We start from the raw sequence: 1703 nt of genomic DNA on the forward strand, positions 1-1703 counted from the left end.
AACAAATTTTCGAGCGGCGACCCCGACACCTCAAAGACTGCCGCCAGTTGGTTCGGGGCGTGCATCTTCCTGATTGTAGCCGCCACTATCTTGCGGTCGTTCTTCCTCTAAACCAGCGGCTATGTCTGAATATCCGGTAAACAGGGGTATCGGGAAGCCGGTGGAGTTCAAGGGGCTGAAAAGTCAGTACCTCTTTATCTTTTGCGGCGGCTTGCTCGCCGTCTTCGTGGTGTTCATCGTGCTGTTCATGGCAGGCGTGAACCAGTGGCTATGTATCGGTTTCATCGTGTCGGCTTCGCTGCTGCTCGTGTGGCAGACGTTCCGGCTCAACGCACGGTACGGCACGCACGGGCTGATGAAAGCAGCCGCACGCAAAAGACACCCACGCTTCATTATCAGCCGAAAGGCGATACCCCGGCTGTTCAACTACAAAAGAAGAAAGGAAGAAAGAACATGAGGAATACATTAAAGGCTACCACGCTGGAACGAAAATTTCCACTTTTGGCGGTGGAGAACGGCTGCATCATTTCAAAGGATGCGGACATAACGGTGGCTTTCAGGGTGGAACTGCCCGAACTGTTCACCGTCACCAGTGCCGAGTACGAAGCCATACATTCGGCATGGTACAAGGCAATCAAGGTGCTGCCCGACTACTCCATAGTACACAAGCAGGACTTCTTCATCAAGGAGAACTACCAGCCCGACACGGAAAGGGACGAGCTTAGTTTCCTGTCCCGGAGTTTTGAACGGCACTTCAATGAACGCCCGTTCCTGAACCATTACTGCTACCTGTTCCTGACGAAAACGACAAGGGAGAGAAGCCGCCGACAGAGCGACTTCTCCACCCTCTGCCGGGGCAGGATTGTACCGCAGGAGATAGCCGACAAGGAAGCGGCGGCAAAGTTCATCGAAGCGGTCGGGCAGTTCGAGCGCATTATGAACGACAGCGGTTTTGTCACCCTTACCCGGCTGGCGGCATCGGAAATCACCGGGCAGAACGGAAAGGCGGGCATCATCGAGAAATACTTCTCGCTCTCGCAAACCGACACTACTTGTCTGAAAGACATCGGGCTGTACCCGGAAGAAATGCGTGTCGGGGACGATATACTGTGCCTGCACACGCTTTCGGACGTGGAAGATTTGCCCGGAAAGGTCGGGACGGACTGCCGATTTGAGAAACTGTCCACTGACCGGAGCGACTGCCGACTGTCATTCGCCGCCCCGGTGGGCGTGCTGTTGTCGTGTAACCACGTCTATAACCAGTTCATCTTCATAGACGACCACGCCGAAAACCTGAAGAACTTCGAGCAGACCGCCCGGAATATGCAATCGCTCTCCCGCTACTCCCGTGCCAACCAAGTGAACAAGGAGTGGATAGACGAGTACCTGAACGAAGCGCATAGCAAGGGGCTTATCTCGGTGCGCTGCCACTGCAACGTCATGGCATGGAGTGACGACCGGGACGAACTCAAACGCATACGCAACGATGTGGGAAGCCAGCTTGCACTAATGGAGTGCAAGCCACGCCACAACACCACCGACACGCCCACGCTCTTTTGGGCGGGCATACCCGGCAACGAAGCCGACTTCCCCGCAGAGGAAAGTTTCTACACGTTCTTGGGGCAGGCTCTCTGCCTGTTCGTGGAAGAAACGAACTACAAAAGTTCGCTTTCGCCGTTCGGCATCAAAATGGTGGACAGGGT

General features: G+C 55.1%; 3 protein-coding genes. All 3 read left to right on the forward strand.

All coding sequences use genetic code 11. The features are described 5' to 3' along the window. The coding region (locus BN161_RS29040) for a DUF4134 family protein (RefSeq protein WP_074435203.1) at positions 1–111 on the forward strand (111 nt) is incomplete at its 5' end. A 10-nt stretch (positions 112–121) separates the two neighbouring features. After that, positions 122–457 carry a DUF4133 domain-containing protein gene (locus BN161_RS27825; protein ID WP_010803765.1) on the forward strand — a complete coding sequence of 112 codons (336 nt, stop codon included), beginning with the start codon at positions 122–124 and terminating at the stop codon, positions 455–457. Continuing rightward, positions 454–1703, forward strand: a 1250-nt coding sequence (locus tag BN161_RS27830) for a TraG family conjugative transposon ATPase (RefSeq protein ID WP_044272628.1), incomplete at its 3' end; no start/stop codon positions are given. The genes BN161_RS27825 and BN161_RS27830, both read left to right, overlap by 4 nt.

This window comes from Bacteroides timonensis, from assembly GCF_000513195.1.
GTDB classification, from domain to species: Bacteria; Bacteroidota; Bacteroidia; order Bacteroidales; family Bacteroidaceae; genus Bacteroides; species Bacteroides timonensis.